Source organism: Bacillus sp. F56 (genome assembly GCF_001748205.1).
Lineage (GTDB): Bacteria > Bacillota > Bacilli > Bacillales > Bacillaceae > Bacillus > Bacillus stercoris.
Window position 1 is genome coordinate 300,633 of the sequence record NZ_BDFC01000009.1, and the last position, 21,036, is coordinate 321,668.

At 41.4% G+C, this 21,036-nt stretch carries 16 protein-coding genes; 4 read left to right on the forward strand and 12 right to left on the reverse strand.

The window, feature by feature from the left end:
- Positions 1-26: 26 nt before the first annotated feature.
- Positions 27-1,448 carry a myo-inositol transporter IolT gene (iolT, locus tag BFW96_RS16840; protein ID WP_069840080.1) on the reverse strand — a complete coding sequence of 474 codons (1,422 nt, stop codon included), beginning with the start codon at positions 1,446-1,448 and terminating at the stop codon, positions 27-29.
- Positions 1,449-2,027: 579 nt separating this feature from the next.
- Between iolT and BFW96_RS16845 the strand changes: the two genes are divergently transcribed.
- On the forward strand, positions 2,028-3,053 hold the full coding sequence (locus BFW96_RS16845) for a potassium channel family protein (RefSeq protein ID WP_069840081.1): 1,026 nt from the start codon (positions 2,028-2,030) through the stop codon (positions 3,051-3,053).
- 46 nt (positions 3,054-3,099) lie between these two features.
- Here BFW96_RS16845 and BFW96_RS16850 read toward each other — a convergent pair whose 3' ends face one another.
- The 7 genes from BFW96_RS16850 to gutB form a co-directional block, all read right to left on the reverse strand.
- Positions 3,100-4,071 (reverse strand): SPFH domain-containing protein, encoded by a 972-nt coding sequence (locus BFW96_RS16850; protein WP_069840082.1) that lies wholly within the window; start codon positions 4,069-4,071, stop codon positions 3,100-3,102.
- A 30-nt stretch (positions 4,072-4,101) separates the two neighbouring features.
- Positions 4,102-4,869: a TPM domain-containing protein gene (locus tag BFW96_RS16855; RefSeq protein WP_069840083.1), complete on the reverse strand. Its 768-nt coding sequence runs from the start codon at positions 4,867-4,869 to the stop codon at positions 4,102-4,104.
- Positions 4,869-5,894: a TFIIB-type zinc ribbon-containing protein gene (locus BFW96_RS16860; RefSeq protein WP_069840084.1), complete on the reverse strand. Its 1,026-nt coding sequence runs from the start codon at positions 5,892-5,894 to the stop codon at positions 4,869-4,871. Before BFW96_RS16860 ends, BFW96_RS16855 begins: the two co-directional genes overlap by 1 nt.
- Positions 5,895-5,959: 65 nt before the next feature.
- Positions 5,960-6,643 (reverse strand): PspA/IM30 family protein, encoded by a 684-nt coding sequence (locus tag BFW96_RS16865; protein WP_069840085.1) that lies wholly within the window; start codon positions 6,641-6,643, stop codon positions 5,960-5,962.
- 194 nt (positions 6,644-6,837) lie between these two features.
- Positions 6,838-7,800: a carbohydrate kinase family protein gene (locus tag BFW96_RS16870; protein WP_069840086.1), complete on the reverse strand. Its 963-nt coding sequence runs from the start codon at positions 7,798-7,800 to the stop codon at positions 6,838-6,840.
- Between the two features lie 94 nt (positions 7,801-7,894).
- Positions 7,895-9,286 carry an MFS transporter gene (locus tag BFW96_RS16875; RefSeq protein ID WP_069840087.1) on the reverse strand — a complete coding sequence of 464 codons (1,392 nt, stop codon included), beginning with the start codon at positions 9,284-9,286 and terminating at the stop codon, positions 7,895-7,897.
- A 73-nt stretch (positions 9,287-9,359) separates the two neighbouring features.
- On the reverse strand, positions 9,360-10,421 hold the full coding sequence (gutB, locus tag BFW96_RS16880; RefSeq protein ID WP_069840103.1) for a sorbitol dehydrogenase: 1,062 nt from the start codon (positions 10,419-10,421) through the stop codon (positions 9,360-9,362).
- Between the two features lie 201 nt (positions 10,422-10,622).
- Between gutB and BFW96_RS16885 the strand changes: the two genes are divergently transcribed.
- Positions 10,623-13,100 carry a tetratricopeptide repeat protein gene (locus BFW96_RS16885; protein WP_069840088.1) on the forward strand — a complete coding sequence of 826 codons (2,478 nt, stop codon included), beginning with the start codon at positions 10,623-10,625 and terminating at the stop codon, positions 13,098-13,100.
- Between the two features lie 197 nt (positions 13,101-13,297).
- Here BFW96_RS16885 and BFW96_RS16890 read toward each other — a convergent pair whose 3' ends face one another.
- The 4 genes from BFW96_RS16890 to groES form a co-directional block, all read right to left on the reverse strand.
- Complete coding sequence (locus BFW96_RS16890; protein ID WP_040083983.1) at positions 13,298-13,687, reverse strand: hypothetical protein; 390 nt, start codon at positions 13,685-13,687, stop codon at positions 13,298-13,300.
- 1,631 nt (positions 13,688-15,318) lie between these two features.
- A complete protein-coding gene (locus tag BFW96_RS16900; protein ID WP_069840089.1) occupies positions 15,319-17,634 on the reverse strand; it encodes a glycoside hydrolase domain-containing protein in 2,316 nt (771 codons plus the stop codon).
- A 276-nt stretch (positions 17,635-17,910) separates the two neighbouring features.
- Positions 17,911-19,545 (reverse strand): chaperonin GroEL, encoded by a 1,635-nt coding sequence (gene groL / locus BFW96_RS16905; RefSeq protein ID WP_069840090.1) that lies wholly within the window; start codon positions 19,543-19,545, stop codon positions 17,911-17,913.
- 44 nt (positions 19,546-19,589) lie between these two features.
- Positions 19,590-19,874, reverse strand: a complete 285-nt coding sequence (gene groES / locus BFW96_RS16910) for a co-chaperone GroES (RefSeq protein ID WP_003155970.1) — start codon at positions 19,872-19,874, stop codon at positions 19,590-19,592.
- 238 nt (positions 19,875-20,112) lie between these two features.
- On the opposite strand from groES, the gene BFW96_RS16915 reads away from it, so the two are divergent.
- Together BFW96_RS16915 and BFW96_RS16920 are read left to right on the forward strand one after the other, a co-directional pair.
- Positions 20,113-20,847, forward strand: coding sequence for a CPBP family intramembrane glutamic endopeptidase (locus BFW96_RS16915; protein WP_014663011.1), 735 nt, complete (start codon positions 20,113-20,115; stop codon positions 20,845-20,847).
- Positions 20,844-21,035: a YdiK family protein gene (locus BFW96_RS16920; RefSeq protein WP_003225680.1), complete on the forward strand. Its 192-nt coding sequence runs from the start codon at positions 20,844-20,846 to the stop codon at positions 21,033-21,035. The genes BFW96_RS16915 and BFW96_RS16920 overlap by 4 nt, the downstream gene beginning before the upstream one ends.
- Position 21,036 lies beyond the last annotated feature (1 nt).

The window sequence follows — 21,036 nt, forward strand, 5'->3', positions numbered from 1 at the left end:
GCTCGTATGCGGATTCTTTTTTTATTTTATCCAATCACTTCAGCGCCAGAATCTGTCTTGGCCCCGCCGTGATCATAAGCACGGAAGCTTTCCTCCAGCTGCTCAAGCGAAAGTCCTTTCGTTTCCGGTAAAAACTTCTTCACAAACAGGACAGAGCAAATGCCTAATCCAACGAAGATAAAGAACGTTGTGGACAGCCCAATCGCGGCCAGCAATATCGGGAAAGTGAAACTGACTGCAAAATTCACCATCCACAGACAGAATACCGTGACACCCATTCCCAGTCCGCGAAGGCGAAGTGGGAAAATCTCAGAAAGCATCAGCCACGTCACTGGTGAAATGGCCCCCTGCTGAAAAGCAAGGAATGTAACTGTTAGTGACAGAACCACATACGGAAGTGCCGGTGATCCTTGAAGTACAAGTGAAAATATCCCGATCAGCAATAATGCTGTTGTCGTACCGATCAAGCCCGTCATCAGCATCGGCCGGCGCCCCACTCTTCCCAGCAGCCAGATTCCGACGAATGTTGCCAATACTGAAATCACGCCATTCGCAATGTTTCCGATTAAAGCGGCTTCCGTTTGGAAACCAGAATTTCTTAGAATTTCAGTCCCATAATACATAATCGAATTAACACCTGTAATTTGCTGTACAATCGCAATCCCTAATCCAATAAACACAATACGGCGCACCCATGGGACTGAAAGATCTTTAAACGTTGCTTTTTCAAGCTGATCTTCTTTTTTGAAAGCGAATTCAATTTCTTGCAGCTCAGCTGCTGCCCGCTTTTCATCCCTGATTTTTTTCAATACACGCAAAGCATCTTCTTTTCTCCCTTTCGATACAAGCCAGCGGGGACTCTCGGGCATTCTGATCATCCCGAAAAACAGGAACACGGCTGGAAGCGACGCAATGACCAGCATGAACCTCCACACATGGGAGTTGTCTCCCATTGTTGTTCCAAGGATTGCATTAAAAACAAAGGCCAAAAGCTGTCCTGATACAATCATCAATTCGTTCTGCGTCACCATCCGTCCCCTGCTTTCCACAGGAGACATCTCTGCTAAATAGGCAGGCACCGTTACTGATGCACCCCCTACCGCAATACCAAGCACAAAACGGGAAATGATCATGACCGTAACATTCGGAGCAAACGTACACCCGATCGTCGAAATAAAAAATATAACAGCCAGGAATAAAATATTTTTGCGGCGGCCGTTAAAATCAGACATCCTGCCGCCAAACACAGCACCCAGCGCGGCTCCAAAAAGAAGTGAACTGGTGACAAGGCCCTCTGTGAAGGCATTGAGATTAAGCTGATCCGGCTCTCCCATATACGGCAAAGCTCCATTGAGCACACCGGTATCATAGCCAAAAAGAAGCCCGCCGAAAGTAGAGACTAAAATAATCGTGCGTAAAAATGACATTTGATTGCCTTGTTTATTCATACTGTTTCCCCCAGTTTTTTTCAAAATCGATCAATGCGTATTTCAAAAAACTTATTCCAGGGCTGCTGCCTTCCTCACATTTCGTCATCAGGCTTCAGAAAAAAGTTCTTTATGTTTTTTGCAATAACCTTATAACCTTCCCTTCTTATTAGCATTCCAGCCTCCTTGGAAGCGATTTCATTTTTAGCTAAAAAAACAATGAGTATTTCCTTGAGCATAACCTTTCTATTTTGTTATCTTATAGTCACTTTATAGTCCTATTGTAGTAATATGATAGTGACATTTTTGTTATATCTGGTATTATCATAATTATAAAAACGTTTTCAGTCAATATAAATTTCTGAAAATTATTTATTCAACAAAAGGAAAATCACTAATTCAAGGGGAAAATGAACGTTTTTCTTCATAAGAATATGTGAATTAAGTCAAAATCCCTGTGATTTTCTGTTCATATCGATAAATGAGTAATTGTTGGTTAACTTCATCTAAAATCAAACATTCGGTCAATTGTTTCAGACTCAAGATAAAAGGAAATAGAAAAGAAAATAAAAGAAGGCTGGCTTAAGGGAGGCAACCAAAATGAATGAGGGTTATATCATTGCAGGCCTTTTATTATTGACAGCGGGGATGATTGATTTTTTATGGACCACGTTATGGTTAGAGAGCGGCGCAGGCCCGATCACAAGATGCCTGTCTGCTTGGCTGTGGAAAGGCTGCCGCAAAATCAGCGGAGACCACGCAAAGGTTCTGAGTACGGCAGGTCCACTGCTGTTATGCCTGACGTTAGTGATATGGATCAGTCTATTTTGGAGCGGATGGGTGCTGATTTTCTCGAGCGACCCTCATTCACTTGTGGAAGTTCAATCGAAAGAACCGGCTTCCTGGTCAGACCGAATTTATTTTTCCGGCTATGTCATGTTTACTTTAGGAAATGGCGATCTCGCACCAAACGGAGGCCTATGGAAGCTTGTCACGGTTATTGAAACAGCTCAAGGACTGCTTACCATCACTTTTTCCGTCACGTATTTGATTTCCGTCTTGAGTGCGGTGAATCAAAAGCGTTCCTTTGCCCAAAGTGTATTAAGTCTAGGGCATGACGGAACAGAAATCGTCCATAATGCATGGAATGGCAAAGACTTTCACGACATTGATTTTCTTCTTGTCGCCGCCTCATCAGAGCTGGGAAAGCTGACCGCTCAGCATAACGCCTTCCCCATCCTTCATTTTTACCACAGCACGCAGCATCAGGAATCCTCCATTATAGCTGTTGCTGTATTGGATGAGGCTTTAACCATTTTCAAATATGGTATTCCTGAACAATATCAGCCAAATCAGCTTCACATTAAAGAAGCGCGCTCAAGTATCAAAAACTACCTGGATACCGTTCATACTGCCTATATCCATCCTGCAGAACAAGCGCCGCCGGAACCAGACATCTCAAAGCTTCACCAATCAGGCATACCGGCTTTATCTAAGCAAACATTTCAAATTGCCGTCAATTCAATAAAGGAACGTCGTCAATTGCTGCTGGGAATTGTCCAGGCGGGTGCTCGAAAATGGCCTGTTCAGGAGCAAGCAATAGATAACGCATATTCTCCTAAATAAAAAAGTCCCGAGTGCTGATCACTCGGGACTTTTCACTGTATGATTCTTATACAAGCTTCTGGCCGCAATTCGGACAAAAATTGGCTTCGCCCGTTTTTGTTCCGCAGTTTGGACAGAAATTCGGTTTGCTTCCGCTGCCAGTTGACTGTGGGCCTGATGACTGTGCCTGCTGACTCTGATTCATTTGATTCATCATCTGATTGGCCATATTCATTCCCATCATCATTCCTGCCATATCCGAAGCCGCTCCGCCTCCGCTCATCTTTCCGGATGCCATTCCATCCGTCATCGATATTTGCTGGTATCTGTTCACATCCCCAACCATACCGTAGGAAGCGTTCTTTGTTATCATATCCTGAACCTCTTGAGGATAATTAAAGCTCATGATTTGAAAACCAGTGACCGTCATCCCGTCACTTATTAATTGCATATCTAAGTCCTCTTGAATTCCCTTCGCAATATCAAAAGCGTTTGCTTGAAGATTAAACATATCTTTCCCTTCTCTTGTGATCCACTTCATGAGAAGCTGGTCCAGAATAGAAGTGATACGGGTTTTAATATCCTCTACATAATATTGATCCTTCACGCCAGCGATTTTATCAATCAGGCTGATATAGTCCTGCACTTTAAAATTAAATGTGCCGTTTGCGCGAATCGGCATCCCGCCTGGCATTCCCGCTGCCGGAATATTTATCGCCTGTTTTGTTCCCCATCTTACGGTAAATTCTTTCGTATTGACAAACAGCACCTCGGCACGCATGCCGCTGTTAAAACCAAACTTAAACCCCTTTAACGTTGAAAGGAATGGAATAATTTCTGATTCAATATCATAATCGCCATCATCTTGAAAAACCCCTTCAACCCGCCCATTGTTCAAAAAGACAGCATCCTGTCCGGGACGAATGATCAAACGGCTCCCTTTTTTGATTTCACGATTGTTCCATTTATAAAAAATCATATCATCTCTAAATTCTTCCCACTCTATTACATTTGCTAATTGGTTTCTGAAAAACGACATGTTACCTCTTCCTTTCTCTATTTTCTACTACTAGAAACTGCCCCGGCTTCCACTGTATGACGTGCCGCCTTTCGTAACACCGCCATCGCTGCCGCTGTCTTTATCATTTGATGGTTTTCTTTCTCTTGTTACAGTCGTTCTGATATAAGTGTCGTATTGATCAATCACATCAGACGTACGCTGATCCATATATGTATTCCCATTAACCGTTACTTTGCCGCCCGCCTGATAAAGCATAATTGAAACCGCAATTCCCCCGACTGCGATGGCAACAATCAGCTGAAACCACCATGTGAAGAATATGTTGTCGGGGTTTATTCCCGGTTTTATGCCCATATCTTTATAGGAAAGCTGAATATATGTCTCAAAAGCTTTGAAATAATTTTCATTGGATAAATCAGATGAAATCGTATTTCTGATGCTGTTTAGCCTGCTGTTGTCCAAATACTTTTCAGCTTTTTGGTAGCCCGAGATGAATACTTCTCTATCCGCCATATCAATCGTTAAAATAGCTGTACTGCCTTTTCCGTAACGATCATAAAAATCGCCGGCATAATCGGCAATATCTTCACCATTTGTGCTTTTAGTCGTAATAATAATGAAATCAGTGTCTCTCTTTGCACTCAGCTCTGCCGAGAGAGATTCAAGTTTTTCGATTTCTGTTTTTGATAATAGATGGGCATGGTCATATACATGCTGCTGTGATTCAGAAGCGCTTGCCGCTTCGATCCCCAGTAAAGGCATCATGATGAAGACAGCCAGCACAACAAAGATCGCTTTCCCTAAAAATCCCCGCATCAAAATCCGCCTCCCATCATTAATGAAACGAGCTTCAATGCAAGAAATGTCCCGCCTGCTATTCCGCTAAACCATGCCGCTACTTTTCCTGAACTGATCGGCGGCTTTCCGACGACCTTACCTGTTTGCCCGTTCATCGCAAAGATATGCTCCGCTCTTTCATAATCGTAACTGACCATCCAAACGGGAAGCAAAACGTAAAAGCTGTTCACATTTTTCGTGTGAATATGTTTGTCCCTCACATTGACTGACGTATATCCGGAAAAAGTAGAATGGATGTATGAATCTATATAACTGCTTATTTTCTCTTTTGCCCTTGGAAAAAGCTCCTCATCGGTATAATTGTACTTTTCCGCAATATAGCCGGCCAAATATGCCGTTTGAAAGTCCTTCAGCTGATCGTATGAATATGGCTCCAACTTATCCATTAACTCATCATTCATTTTTTCTGAGGCATCAACAGGAATTTTCAAATAATCGAGATTGATATCACGAAACGCTTCAAAATGCTCTGTTTCTGTGCATATATAATCCCCTTCTTCATACTGGTGGACTCTGGTACAGTTTGCTCTCACCTGTACTTCACTATTTAAATCAAACATCCAAAACGGAATATACATGCCGGTGATGCTTTTAATTCGATCAGCAGACATGAAACCTCTTGGTGTCAGAAGCCCTTTTTTGCACCACTTTCGAAATGCCTGTTCGGCTTCTTGCTTGCTGATTGTAAATGGGATGACTTTCGCCGGTGCCAAATGTCCTGATAAACGATCGGCAAGTATTGCAGCACCCCCGCAGAAGCTGCACGTCGTTGCTGTCGTTTCAGCTTCCGTGATCAAAACGGCGCCGCAGTTTTCACATTGATATTCTTTTGCCTCGTCTTCAGAAAACCGCGCCGCAATGTTTTCTTTCGGAAGGCTTTCAATATTGTCCTGTCTTCCGCAGCTGCCGCAGGATAACGAGCCGGTTTCACTGTCAAATGGCATATCACTGCCGCAGTTCGGACACTTATAAGATATTATCATTACTGTTCCCTCTCACATCTTATGATAAAATGGCGCCTCAGCCGAAAGCTGCGGCATCCTATGTATTATTTATCGAGCATCATTTTCGCTTTTAACGCAGCAAGCTCATCATCAACCTGGCTTGTACCGCCAGTGTCATACTTTGCAGTCAGATCAGCCATATCATCCTGTGGAGCGCTGTTCAGTTCAGCCATTGCATTGGCCTGATCAAGCGCCTTATTTACTTTGTCCTCCATTCGGCCGAATGCAGACATTGATTGGCTTGTACTCGAAACAGAAGCGCCCAGTTTGTTCATTCTTTCTTGCGTTTTCGCTACTGCCCACTTCGCCTTGATCATATTTTTGCGTGCTTCCAGCTCTCCAATGTCAGATACCAGTTTGTCATGCATCTTTCTCATCTGTGCGGCATTGGTTGCAGCAATTTGATTCGCCGTCTGTAGCTCAGAAAGCTTTGATTCCAAAGATGTTTTTCTTTCAAGGAACTTTCTCGCATCGCCCTCATTCCCGGCTTGCAGCGCCTTCATTGCATAGCTTTCCATCTTTTCCATATCCGCCTGGCACTCGTGATATTCTCTTTTTGCTCTCTGCTCCTCAGCCATAACAGCTGCTGTTTCTGCCTTAACCTTAGCCAAATCGCTATTCATGTTTCTTAAATATTGATCTACCATTTTCTCCGGATTTTCAGCCTTGTCCAATAAAGCATTGATATTCGCTGACATAATATCTTTAAATCTTCCAATTATACTCATTATATCGCTCCTCCTAAAGCTATTCGGTAACCCTTGTTACATATACTATTTATTATCGTTAAAAGTTTCACTTTTTTAATAAAAAATGACATTTCAAACGGAAAATATACAACTTTTTACCTGAAACAAAAATGTAAGCAATAAAAAAAGGTGCCCCCAAAAGTCCAAAGACTTTCAAGAAACACCTTTAATGATTACAAAGAAACTTCAATCTCATCCATGCTTGGCAGTGCATCAATCGCTCCAATTTTAGTGCACACAAGAGCTCCGACCTTATTGGCAAACGCCACAATCTCACGCAGCTTCGCAAAATCTGCTTCTACAGATTGAATATGGCCCGTGTTTGCCAATTGATATAAAGCCGCACCGACAAAAGCATCTCCCGCTCCTGTTGAGTCGATTGATGTCACCGGAATGCTTGGAATGATTTCACGGTCTTTTCCATTGGAAAGAAGCGTACCGCTTTTCCCAAGGGTCACAGCGACAATCTTGGCTCCGATCTCATGAAGGATCGCAACTCCCTTTTCCTGATCCTTCACACCACTGATAATCTCAAGCTCCTCGTCACTGACTTTCACAAAATCACTTACAGCGATCGCTTTTTTCACGACACTTACAAATTCTGAGACTCTTCCCTTCCATAAATCTTCACGATAGTTAGGGTCAAACGAGATAAACTGTCCATTATCCTTCGCAATCGACATCAGCCGTAAATAAGCTGAGCAAAATGGATCTGATAACAGCGCCGTTGCAGAGCCGAAATGAAGGATTTTCGCTTCGTTTACTTTTTCCTGGTCAATATCCTCCAGCGTAAACAAAGCGTCCGCGCCTCTATTAAAAACAAAGTCACGTTCTCCATTTTGTTTTAATGAAACAAAAGCAAGCGTTGTAGGCGCTTTCTCATCCATCACCAGCATAGAGGTATCGACATGTACAGCGTCCAATGTGCGCTTCAGAAAATACCCAAATGGATCCTTGCCTACTTTTCCGCTGAAAGCGGCGTCTCCGCCCAGCTTGGCAATCGCTGCTGACACATTCGCCGGTGCACCGCCGGCACTTTTCAAGAATTGGCGCCCGTCCATTAAATCAACGTCAACATCGGTACAAAAGAAATCAATTAACAATTCTCCAATACAAACAACAGATTGACTACGCATATTATCACACTCATTTATAAAGTCTAGATTATAGTCTCAGTATATTACTTTCTGCTATAAATACAACATTGAATATTGAAAATTTTACATATATTTATTTCGCAGACCTTTGCTCCAGCTCAGAGATGATGTGTTTATATCTTTTTTCCGTTAAAGGATAGAAGGCGATGAGAATAATAGAAAGCAAAATGAAAAATCCCGGAATCAAAGCATTCATGTTTTTAATCGCATTCAATGACGCAACTGTCTGGTCTGCATTCGCCACATACCCGGCGATTCCTAAATAAATGGCCGAAAATGATCCGGCTAACGCCACACCCAGCTTATTAATAAAGCTCATACTCGAAATCACCACACCATCCGCGCGAATTCCGGTTTTCCATTCCGCATAATCGACACAATCCGCAACCATTCCCCAAGCAAGCGTATTTAAAGGCGTTGTGAAAAATCCCGATGCAAAAAGCCAAATGAAAATGAGTGTAATGGAAGAATACGGCGTAAAATGCAGGCCGGCATAAGAAATAAGCGATAGAGCCGCCGTGATAATCATGACTTGTTTTCTTCCCCACTTCTCAGAAAAGAAAGGAATAAACAAATTGCTGATCAGCGCTGCTCCGAAAAATAAAACGGTTCCCATAAACACAAATTCTTTATGGTTTACGTTATACGTAAAATAATACACCATCGTGCTGAGCTTAATATTAAACCCGATCGCAAAAGCTAAAAATGATGAAATTAGCATAATCAAAGGTTTGTTTCGGAATAAAACCGATAATGTCTTTTTGATCCCTTGTTTGTTTCTCTTTTTAGGCTGAATCCGCTCCCGTACAGTAAAGAAACTGAATAGATTCAAAACAATGCTGACCGCCGCGTAGATGAGCGCAGTCATTTGAAATCCAAACGCCTGATCCTCTCCTCCGATAGCAGTTGCAAGCGGTGTCGCACAGGAAATGGATAAAAGAATTCCGATATACACCAAAATCATCCGGGTTGTGGTCAGAACCGTCCGTTCCTCCACAGAATTCGTCATCCGCCCCGTTAGGCTGTTCACCGGGATTGTTTGCATACTAAAGGACATCCCAAGCAGAATATAGGTGACGTACGCATATACCATATTCCCGGTCTCACCGAAATGAGGCGTCGTGAAACATAAGAATGTGAATAGCGCAAAAGGAAATGCCACCCACAGCAAATATGGCCTTGCTTTTCCCCACCTTGTATTCGTTTTATCTAAAATCAATCCCATGATCGGGTCAAAAATAGCATCCAGCACACGCACAACAAGAAACAAAGTTGCGATCACCGCAGGCTGAATGCCGCCGACGTCTGTATAATAAAATAATAAGTATGCGTTTACAAACTGAAAGATAATATTATACGACATATCGCCGAATCCATAGCCGATTCGTTCAAACCAGGACAGTCCGGTGCTGGATTTTGACTGGTGCTTCACTTTCATTGCCGTTACTTTTTCCGTTTCAATCATCATTTCCCACCCCAAGAATCCGTTTTCATTTCCAGTACACAAGAGGGAGAATACAAAGATCCTCCCTGTTCACTCAGCGATTTGGATACACCATCACTTTTAAACATTCATTCTTAAATTGAAGCGCCCGCTCCATCGCCTCTTGTGTCTGCTCCAGTGAATATTGGTCCGTTATAAGATGCTTCGTGTCCACAATGCCGGAAGCGAGAAATTCGATTCCCTTCGGATACGTATTGGCATAACGGAAGATCCCGTAAATATCAATCTCGTTATCCGCAATAAACGGCACATTGAGCGGAATCTCGTTTTGTGAAGGCAAACCGACAATCGCCAATTTTCCGCCCCGGCGCACAGAAGCCAGTGCAGTTTGCAGTGCCGCTGGATTCCCCGCTGTTTCCCAAGCAACATCAACGCCTTTTTCATTCGTGATCGTCTTAATCTCTTCAAGCGCATCCTGTTCACGGATATTAATGACATGAGTCGCTCCCATTTTTTTCGCAGCCTCTAACCGCAGCGGCTCTAAGTCAGTGACGATAATTCTGCCTGCCCCAAATGCTTTAGCTGCGGCAACGGCCATTAACCCAACAGGGCCCATCCCCATAATCGCAATTGTTGATCCGGGCTGAAGCTTCGTTCTTGCCGCCGCATGAATGCCGACAGAAAACGGCTCGATCAAAGCAGCATCTTCATAAGAAAGTGAGTCTGGGATAGAGAAAACAAAGTCCTGCCGCATTTTGATATATTGGACAAACGCGCCGTCCACCGGCGGTGTAGCCAAAAACTGTACATCCGGGCAAAGATTATAGCGCCCTTCCTTGCACGCCTCACAGCGTCCGCACGTAACACCCGGCTCTACAGCGACGCGGTCTCCCACCTTGAATTGATCGACGGATGATCCGACAGCGGCAATTTCGCCTGCACATTCATGGCCTAGGATAAATGGTTTTTCCACTACATAGTTGCCGATTCGGCCATTTGTATAGTAATGCAGATCTGATCCGCAAATTCCGACAGCCATCACCTTAATCAACACTTCATCCTGATTGATGTCAGGCACAGGCACTGTTTCGATTTTGATTTCTCTTGTGCTATGCATAACAGCCGCTTTCATGTTCTGAGGTACTGTGTGAGTCATTTGGCAAATTCCTTTCTTCAGAAAATAAAATGTAAGTGCATACATTTTTGTTTTCTCTGTTACTGCCCCCATTTTATCTGCTTTTCAAGACGTTCAACAGCCTTTTCTGCTGTATAAAAGGACAGCGGCACTGTACTTTTATTTTTTCATATACAAAAAACGCTGAATTGATAAAATAGTACTAATAGGAGGTGCAGGCTTATGGCTGAACTTGAAAACCGAAAACAATTTGCACAACTGCTGGCACCTGGCGTCAAAACGCTAAAACTTCATCCTGATTATAAAGTCAGAAGGAAAAAGAACGAAAAAACAGGACAGTCTTACATAGATAAAATCGCACTCCAGCTGGGAGTCTCCCCAAACACGATCAAAAGCTGGATCGGACAGATGGGGGTAAACTACATTCCCGGGAGAATTGAGGACGGAAAACTGTTCGGAATGATCTGGATCATTCTCGAAAAGACCGACTTCGATATCGAGTGGTTGACCAACCTGTTGGAAACCACCACCATCCCAGTCATCAAACCCGCATTGCCTGTATGGGCAGCGTCTTGTATGAAAAAAGCGAAAATACTGCGAAAGGACGGGTCATTCGGAGCTCCCCATGATGACGATATAGAAAAAGCAGTAAAGCGGCTTTTTCATGACAGACCTAACCAAGAAACGAATGCGCTTACAGAGCAGCCTATCACGCATAACCTACCGTCACGCTGGTCAGGACACTTTATCGGACGCAGCTTTGATATGGAAGCGATACGGCAATGGATGCTTTCTCCGTCACCAGTCTGTTTAATCACCGGCTGGGCCGGTATGGGTAAAACCACAGTCGCTCTTGAAGCCGCCTATTCCTGTGTCGACGATACTTCAGATTGGCCCTCATTCAACAGCATCATTTGGGTCAGCGCTGATTGGAAAGGATTGAGCTTTAGCGATTTTTTAAATACGATCGCCTATCAGCTCGGGCGCACAGAACAAATCGATAAATCAATCAATGAAAAACGGTTTGTCGTCCGCAATGCGTTAGCCAATTACACTAGAGAAAAACCGATCCTCCTGATCGTTGACAGCATTGATACTGCAGAACGTGACATTCACGAATTTATCACAAGCCTTCCGCAAGGCGTAAAAGTTCTCCTCACTGCACGGGAAAACGTAAAACAAACCTATCGGGAAAGCTTCGGAGAAATGACAGCTATTCAGCTGAGCGGCCTTGACCAAACAGATGCCTTGGATTTTTTTCAGCAAGAAGTGCACCGATGCTTACAAACATGCAACCTCCCACATAAACGGGAAAAGCTGGAGCAGCTGTTACAGCTATCGGCTGGCCTGAAAAACGAATTCATTTCAGCGACTGCCGGAAACCCGAAAGCCATGGCACTCAGCATCGCCTATATGTCAGATGATGACATACCCGCTCAGCAGCTGATTCATGAACTTGGAAAAGCGGGCTACTCACTGCTGGAATTGTTTGAGTTCCTCTTCGGCCGCACCTGGGATAGATGCAATGAAGATACGCGAAAGCTATGGCAGACGCTTTGCTTTTTCAGCAAGCCGCCTGATGAAAAAAGCCTGGCAGCAGCAGCCGGATTAGACGCCCGCCGTTTTCATTACGCGATTGAACAAATGCGGTCAAATGCGCTGATTCAGCCGGAACGAAACCAAGGCAGGACGCAATACTTAGCGCACCAAACCGTTGTCGCCTACGGAGAACAGCACTTATCCGAACAGCACGAATATGAAAAAGAAGCCCGCAATCGCTGGGCGCACTATTATATTGATTATGCCGAAACCCATTTAAAGCGTGAACAGCCCAACTCTATCTATTGGAGCTACCTGCTGGGACGGAACTTAGACCAAATGAAACAAGAATGGCCAAACATCTTAAAGGTCATCAAATGGGCAAGCGAAACCGATCAAAAAGAAATCCTAATCGAACTCATCACCCGCGTCAGCCATTTTCTAAGCAGAATCAACCTGCCCTTACGTATCGAATACGGATGCAAAGCCGCCGACGCCGCCCATCAATTAGGCAAACACACACGAGAAGCGTTCTTCCGAATCGACACAGCAGGCTGGGCACTGATGGAAGTCAATGATTTAGACGGAGCGCTTCAGCAAATAGAAGCCGGGCTGAAGATTCTTGAACAATCAGACGCTCAAGATGCCCATGATCTAAAAGTTTGGGGACACGCACTCAAAGCAAGGCTGTTTTTAAAAGCCGGGCAACAGAAAAAAGCAGAGACCATTTTAAGCGAAATTGAAGATCAACCAATTTCCCCTACAATTCAACATAGGGTTCTGCTGGTTCGCGGAGACCTAAGCTTTGCGAGAGGTCATGAGGAAGAAGCCATTCAATTATACGAAGCCGCAAATGAAATCAGCTCCACGTACGGCGGCGAAAAAACGATAGAAGCCTATTTCAATCTGGGTGTCGCTTACGTGAAATGTGGTCAATTTGAAAAAGCGGAAGAAGCCTTTGAGCAAATGCTCTATGACAAACATAACGCCAATCAGGTTGAGTTGATCTATTATTTTTACGGGATGGCGCAGCTGTTGAACCATAAAGGAGAGAAAACGAAAGCGATGGAATCTAATCAGAGAGCGATTCGTTTGATTGATTCTTGGGAGCCTGGGATTGGGATTCGGAGTGAGGTGGAGCAAATGGATATTCTCATTTAAAAGACAACTACATTGCGGCTAGCGGTACGAGCTTTGAAAAACACTCATGACCTTGTTGTTTTTAAAGATAAAAAGGTATCTTTATCAGTACAGTAAATTGATTAAGATACCTTTATTTAAAAATTAATATCTCACAGAATGACAAATTTCTAAAGTTAAACTTTTAACAACAAGAGGTTAATACTTATACAGCCGTATTAATGCTGTACTGTAATATAATGTTTTAGTTCACCTGACCAATATCTTCCTCCCCAATCCTGTCCAACTTGCACATCATACTTACCTGCAGGAAGATTTTTCGTTGAAAAACTCACACGAAAATTACGTGAACCAATACTATGCAAAATATCTTTTCTGGCAATTACTTTACCTTTGTTATTTAATAGAATTACTGAAAAGCCATTATCTAAATCCCTAGCCAAAGTACCCGTAACCACAATGGAAGTAGCTCTTTTCGTATATGTATTAGCATCTGTTTTAAATTTGATTGTACCTTTCGAATCCATAGCTAATGCTTCTGACCCGCCTGCGAAAATGGCAACTCCCAAAAGTACTGCTGTAAACATGGTCATTACTAACTTTTTCATCTTTAGAATTCCTCTTTTCTTTTTAATATTTTAAATCCTCAATTATAATAACATATTTGCCTAAAAAATAGGGATTTTTCCATATATTCCTTCTGAAAAATGAATAAGTATGATAGAAATTTAATAATATTAATGCAAATTAAGATTCTTTTGAAAAATTTCTTGTTTTAATCTATTTGAAATGAAGCTTAAAATTTGAAGTATCATCTATAAAACCTCTGCCAAGGTGTCTAATAAAACCATATACACGAATAAAAGATTACAAAGTGCTAGACAAATACAATTTTAAAAAAATTTTAATTTTCTCTCATTTCTCCCCAAGTCAAAATTAAAATTTATAAGTTCTTATATTACATGAACCTAATATAGAGTGTTTTCTGAGTTGTAATAATATATTTATACCTGCTTTCAAAATAAAATTGCAAATACCTGTTAAAAAATAGTTGCGAAGAATTCCCGGAACGTATCAAAATATCATGCATAAATGTCTCTTAGCATTCGGAGGAAATCAACAGCCATACTTTCGATATATCTAGAGTCATTCAATTAAATGGAACTTAAAACAATAAAATCCCATCTTTAGTAAACCCAACTTGTATAGAACAATTTCTCCACAAGCCTTTTTGTTTTATTAAGATTCCTTTAATTATTATATTCAGCTTTTAGAAACAGAAAAGAGCTCCCATATACCTAGCTCTGCTTGTTTAGGGAATGTGAGTAATCTTCTTTACATTCTAGTAGGCGGATGTGAGGAGAATTTGTAAGTTGGTTGTATTTTCATAAAGCTAGTGCATTTCTTCCAGTTTATAGTGAGTGATGCAGAATATTTTATCGTTGATATTCAATCCAAGAAACCATCTGTTACGCCCTATTATAATAAATTTATCTTTAGAACTGTCTATCTAAACGGATACCATGAAGATATCCGTGAATATCATTTAATGAAATCAGCAGATTCCTTCATTTCACCATATTAGGGTTTAACTTATTTATGATGAAAAAGATTTATGTATTAATCAATTTTTTAAAACAGTGAACCTCTTTGTACGATTCGCTTAGGCAAATCAAATTCTGCTTATGCCGAAAAGAATTTCTTGTAAAAAAGAAACCGGCCTTTGAAGTCTACTATTTTCAAAATGGATATTCCATTGAGAAATAAAAGGGCTTTTGAATTTTTGAAAGCTTAGTCTTACTTTTAGTAATCTTTTATAGCATACTTCTTAAATTTTAGTTTTGACCAAATGTAGTATGGTTATACATAATCGTTACTTCCCGACTAAACCCGCCATCAAAAGGCCTGCTACGATCAATAATAAGAGTAAAAGAATACAGAGTGCTAGGATAAAAATAGAAAGATACTTAGCAATCCCTTTAGGTGCTTTAAATGCTATAATCCCCCCCAAAACTATCCCTAGAATTCCAAGCGCCCAATGGATATAGGGTAGAAAACACAATGTGAATAACAGCATGATAAGTGACACTATCCCTAAATATTTCCTCATGTCTTCCCCTTTCTTTCCTTCCATTAAATCAAAAAGAAAATTGAACTTATAATTTGTTGTATATTCTTAAGATCTTAAAATATAGAGTACCATATTTTTCGAAATGTATGGTACTCCACTCTAAATTATCTATTCACTTGCTACAAGGTCTAGTATTTTATCAGCAAAAGCATTTGCAATAATTTCTCCCTCTTCTTCCGTATAATAAGGGACTTCCATTTGCATTGAACCCCTTAGGGCTACCCTTGCCGCTGTAATATCAGGATTATCTCCAATCATAATATTACTCGCATTTAGTCTCAAATTATTTTCATTACTATTAAATTTATTTTTATAAAATAGCTTATATCTTGAGAAAACAAGACTATTATAATACTCTTGAACTGCATTTAAAATTGGCTTAGTTTTATTATTTAATAAGATCTGTGCGATGTTAATAGCATCGATATCTCCAAGGAAATCCGAATTATCAAAGTTGCCAGCCGATGTTTTTGTACCGATCAAGTCGTAAGCAGCTTTATATGTTCTTGTTTCATTGTCGCCACTATACTTATCTCTATTTTTATATACATCTGCAGCCACAGTAAATAAATCACCACCCCACCCTGCTAAATCTTGCTGTGTAGTTCCAACTAACGGAAGATTCGCATACAATAGAGCAGATAATGTAGCCATAAGATGAGGAAAATCAATAACTTCAGTTTTTGAAACGGGATCAGTTGCATAGACAAAACTATTTTCTCCTACAGCACTAATAACATATTCCTCAAACCCTTTATCAAATTGTCCAGAAGTTAATGTCCATATTAATGATTCATATCTTTTGCGACGATAATAGTTGGTTGTAAGCTTATTCGCTTCATTGATATCATTGTTTGTATATTGAAGGCCTAAAAGTTGAATTTCATATAATTGCTTGTATAGCTCTTGATTGAGATCAGTTGAGAAATCAAGACCTGAAGCCCCGTTATCAAGTCCCGACTTAATATTATTGTCTATTTCAATTTTACTGTCTCCTGAACCAACACTAATAGTTGAAATTTGATCGAATGCCCAATTTTTTGGCAATGGATAGCCTAAATTTGCACTAAATCCCGTGGACATATCACTTACAAAACTGGTTGTTGCCCAGCCTTTCTGCGATACTTGACTGCAAACATTCCGGGCACCATATATTCCAACTTTATAACGATTCCCCAGATATTTCATTTGTTCATTAATGCCCTTAAAGTGTGGAAGAATTTTGTTAGTTATATCATCTCCTAAAGCGTCAAAATCCACGGCAAAATATATTGTTGTTCCATTTTTAAATCCATAATTTTTGGCAGCTGTAAAAGCATCTTGAGCATCTCTTTTTCCTTGAGCCTCACTGAAATGTCTTGAATTATTCCCATAAGTTTGATATATAGGAAAAACAGTTAAACCAGCATTAAAAATAGTTTTTAATTCGCCAGGTTTTATTTTTTTCTCCAATCCTCCTGGAATATCTACAAGATAACGACCAATAGTTTCATAGCCTGCATTTTTTAAAGCTTTAGCTCTAGCAGACGTAACTTCTGTTATACAATCACAAGCTTTTCCTTTACGATTAGGATCTCCTTTACTCTGCAACAAAGAAAGCCAAGTTTGTTTTCCTGTAACTCCATCAGCTGGCAACTTAACAAATTTTTGGAATTCAGCAACTGCATTTTTTAATAGTGTACTGTACTGTCCATTGAATTCTCCTGGATTGAAATCATTTACATATAATGCATATTGAAGGAGCTTAACAAAGTTTGCATTAGTACTTCCTATGCTCAGAGTTGGTAAAAGGTTGGTCGTAGAAGGCCCTATTGATCCCGTTTGTAGAGAGGGAGCAATTCCCTCTTCTGTTTGAATACCGTAAATTAAAGCTTTATTAGTCCCTCTTTGGTAGTAACCATCACATGGTTGGACTCCAGATGTTTTGTAATATTTTGAATTAAGATCTCTTTGCATCTCTCTAATTCTAGAATTACCACCAGATGTGAGCACATAAGCATCCATAGTTAAAAATGCTTTAAATATATAGGAATAAACTTTCCCGTCACGAATAGGCAGTCCCGCATCAGTTTGCATTTTAATTACTGCAGCTTTAGTCCCTTCTCCAAAAGTTCCTGTAAATCCAGTTGGATTGTAACCTTTACAATACATTGCTCCTTGAAGAATTAGTACAATTCTTTTTCCTTTGTCATCAGTAGGAATACGCCCAATTTCCATTTCTCCCCATGATTTGTACGCTACTTCAGTTCCTGGTCCAAAATTATCAGCAGGTGTAGAGATTCCAAGTTCAATTTGCAAAGCCCTAGTTAAAGCATACATCGTGGACCAACCAGTTTTCCCATTTTCAGGGGCTGGAACGAAGCCAGGCTTTCCAGAGTAAGCAGCATTTACCCATAGTTGTACTTTCTGAATCATTTCATCCATTATAGTCACCTCTTTTATAGTATTCATGTCTAGGTGGCAGGCGTATGACAAGAAAACCCTTCTCAGTTGAGAAGGGTTTCATCATAATATGGCAAACTTCATCAATAGGCTTTTTATGCATTAAAATACTTATAAATGAAAAAGGATGCTTCTTCTAAAGTCCAGTAGACTTTTGGAAGCATCCTCAATGAATGTTATCTTTTTGTTATTTTTTCAGCTGCACGGGTGATGAAAAACGGTCAAACCCTTGGTATATCAAAGGTTTTCGCCGTTTGATTACATCATTCCGCCCATACCGCCCATGCCGCCCATATCAGGCATTCCTGCGCCGCCAGCGTTTTCTTCTGGCTTGTCAGCGACAACGGCTTCAGTTGTTAACAACATAGCCGCTACAGACGCAGCGTTTTGCAGTGCAGAACGTGTCACTTTTGTTGGGTCAACGATACCTTTGTCGATCATGTTTACCCATTCGCCAGTTGCAGCGTTGAAGCCTACGCCGATTTCTTCGTTTTTGAGGCGTTCAACGATGACAGATCCTTCAAGACCAGCGTTGTGTGCGATTTGACGGATTGGCTCTTCAAGCGCGCGAAGCACGATGTTGATACCTGTTTGAGCATCGCCTTCAGCTTCAACTGCAGCGACTTTGTTATATACGTTTACAAGTGCTGTACCACCACCGGATACGATGCCTTCTTCAACAGCTGCGCGAGTTGAGTTCAGGGCGTCTTCGATGCGAAGTTTACGCTCTTTCAGCTCAGTTTCAGTCGCAGCGCCGACTTTGATGACAGCTACGCCGCCAGCAAGTTTAGCAAGACGCTCTTGTAATTTTTCTCTGTCGAATTCAGAAGTTGTTTCTTCCACTTGAGCGCGGATTTGAGTCACGCGGGCAGAAATTTTGTCTGTTTCGCCAGCGCCTTCAACGATTGTTGTGTTTTCTTTAGTAACGACAACTTTAGAAGCGCGTCCCAATTGAGCGATTTGAGTAGATTTCAGGTCAAGGCCAAGATCTTCTGTGATGACTTCTCCGCCAGTAAGGACAGCGATGTCTTCAAGCATTGCTTTACGGCGGTCACCAAAGCCAGGAGCTTTAACAGCAACTGCGTTGAATGTGCCGCGAAGTTTGTTCACAACAAGTGTTGCAAGTGCTTCGCCTTCAACGTCTTCTGCGATCAGAAGCAATGGTTTGCCTTGCTGAACAACCTGCTCAAGCACAGGAAGGATTTCTTGAATGTTTGTGATTTTTTTGTCTGTGATTAAGATGTAAGGATTGTCAAGAACCGCTTCCATCTTATCAGAGTCAGTTACCATGTAAGGTGACGCATATCCGCGGTCGAATTGCATACCTTCAACAACTTCAAGCTCAGTTGTGAAGCCTTTAGACTCTTCGATTGTGATAACGCCGTCGTTTCCTACGCGCTCCATTGCTTCAGCGATAAGGCTTCCGACTTCCTCATCAGCAGCAGAGATCGCAGCAACCTGAGCGATAGACTCTTTGCCTTCGATTGGCTTAGAAATTTCTTTTAAGTTTTCGATCGCAACCGCTACAGCTTGTTCCATACCTTTACGCACGCCTACAGGGTTAGCGCCTGCTGTTACGTTTTTAAGGCCTTCACGGATCATTGCTTGCGCAAGAACTGTCGCAGTTGTTGTACCGTCACCGGCAACGTCGTTTGTTTTGCTGGCTACTTCAGCAACAAGCTTCGCACCCATGTTTTCAAACGCGTCTTCGAGTTCGATTTCTTTAGCGATTGTTACACCGTCATTTGTGATTAACGGAGAACCGAATTTTTTCTCTAGAACCACGTTGCGTCCTTTTGGTCCTAAAGTTACTTTTACAGCATCAGCAAGTGCATCGACACCGCGAAGCATTGCGCGGCGAGCTTCTTCACTAAACTTAATATCTTTTGCCATGTTTACAAGACCTCCTCGAATTTTTAAATGTTTTTATTTAAGAATTAGCCGATAACAGCTAAAATGTCGCTTTCACGTAAGATTAAGTATTCAGTACCTTCGTATTTCACTTCAGTACCTGCGTATTTTGAGAAGATAATGCGGTCGCCCTCTTTTACTTCTAAAGCAACGCGCTCTCCGCTTTCTAACACGCGACCTGAACCAGCTGCCACGATTTTGCCTTCTTGCGGTTTTTCTTTTGCAGAATCCGGCAACACAATTCCGCTGGCAGTTTTTTCTTCAGATTCTACGAGTTCAATGACAACGCGATCACCTAATGGCTTTAACAATGTAATAACCTCCTCAATAGTATGAATATGTAATTTTAGCACTCAGCACTAAAGAGTGCTAACACAATTCTTATAATAAAGAATCTCCCTTCCAATTTCAAGTGATAAGATAAAAAATTTTTCACGCTTACATCATTCTTTTCCGCTCGCTTTTCCGTTAGCTTTTTCACCCCCGTACCGATTATGTTACAATAGCTGTAGATGAACGAAACCCACTTAACAAAGGAGTACATACCATTTGAGAAAACAGTATTGGTTTATTATTTTGACATATATCATCATGCAGTTTTCCGCATTAATCGCGATTCCCTTGTTATTTAAATTCGGTTATGCCGGAGGACAGCCTACAGATGAAAATATGCTGCATGCACAAGGATTATGGTCCGTCATCAGCTTTATCGCCTGTCTCGTTATTGTTCTGCTCATTTTGAGAACCGTTCCGAAAGAAACGCTGCGAAACGGACAGAAGGACTCAATCGGACTTTCTATCCTTTGGGCGATTGCCGGTTTTTTCATTGCCCTTTTCTCTCAAGGAATTGCAGGCTCTATTGAATACTATGTATTTGGCATCGGAAGAGAATCAGAAAATACACAAGCGATTCTGGATGTCATTCAGGCAGTCCCACTCATGATTATCGTTTCTTCAATCATCGGGCCTATATTGGAAGAAATCATCTTCAGAAAAATCATTTTCGGGGCGCTGTACGAAAAAACGAATTTCTTCTTCGCCGGACTGATTAGCTCGGTTATTTTCGGTATTGTTCACGCCGATTTGAAGCATCTTCTTCTATATACAGCAATGGGCTTTACCTTTGCCTTTTTATATGCGAGAACAAAACGGATATGGGTGCCGATTTTCGCCCATTTAATGATGAATACATTCGTTGTCATCATGCAGCTTGAGCCTGTTCAGAAATACCTTGAACAGCAGAGTACACAAATGCAACTGATTATTGGAGGATTATTTTTATGAGAAACCCGGTAGTTTGGGGAATGATCTACTTTGCCGTAGGGTGCATCTTTACTTATCTTGCCGCAAGCTCGCCAGGCAGCATGTGGTCATTTTACTCCATCCTGCTGATGGTGTTCGCCGCTTACAACATCAGCATTTCTTTTAAGATGTTCGCCTTTTCATTTAAAATCAAAAAGAACCAGAAATAAA

Coding starts and splice junctions, on each gene's coding strand:
- BFW96_RS16875 (WP_069840087.1), bottom strand. CDS start 9,286: ATGATTGAAACGGAAAAAGTAACGGCAATGAAAGTGAAGCACCAGTCA.
- BFW96_RS16920 (WP_003225680.1), top strand. CDS start 20,844: ATGAGAAACCCGGTAGTTTGGGGAATGATCTACTTTGCCGTAGGGTGC.
- groL (WP_069840090.1), bottom strand. CDS start 19,545: ATGGCAAAAGATATTAAGTTTAGTGAAGAAGCTCGCCGCGCAATGCTT.
- BFW96_RS16900 (WP_069840089.1), bottom strand. CDS start 17,634: ATGGATGAAATGATTCAGAAAGTACAACTATGGGTAAATGCTGCTTAC.
- BFW96_RS16850 (WP_069840082.1), bottom strand. CDS start 4,071: ATGTCGTTTTTCAGAAACCAATTAGCAAATGTAATAGAGTGGGAAGAA.
- BFW96_RS16845 (WP_069840081.1), top strand. CDS start 2,028: ATGAATGAGGGTTATATCATTGCAGGCCTTTTATTATTGACAGCGGGG.
- BFW96_RS16860 (WP_069840084.1), bottom strand. CDS start 5,894: ATGATAATATCTTATAAGTGTCCGAACTGCGGCAGTGATATGCCATTT.
- BFW96_RS16885 (WP_069840088.1), top strand. CDS start 10,623: ATGGCTGAACTTGAAAACCGAAAACAATTTGCACAACTGCTGGCACCT.
- BFW96_RS16865 (WP_069840085.1), bottom strand. CDS start 6,643: ATGAGTATAATTGGAAGATTTAAAGATATTATGTCAGCGAATATCAAT.
- gutB (WP_069840103.1), bottom strand. CDS start 10,421: ATGACTCACACAGTACCTCAGAACATGAAAGCGGCTGTTATGCATAGC.
- BFW96_RS16855 (WP_069840083.1), bottom strand. CDS start 4,869: ATGCGGGGATTTTTAGGGAAAGCGATCTTTGTTGTGCTGGCTGTCTTC.
- BFW96_RS16890 (WP_040083983.1), bottom strand. CDS start 13,687: ATGAAAAAGTTAGTAATGACCATGTTTACAGCAGTACTTTTGGGAGTT.
- iolT (WP_069840080.1), bottom strand. CDS start 1,448: ATGAATAAACAAGGCAATCAAATGTCATTTTTACGCACGATTATTTTA.
- BFW96_RS16870 (WP_069840086.1), bottom strand. CDS start 7,800: ATGCGTAGTCAATCTGTTGTTTGTATTGGAGAATTGTTAATTGATTTC.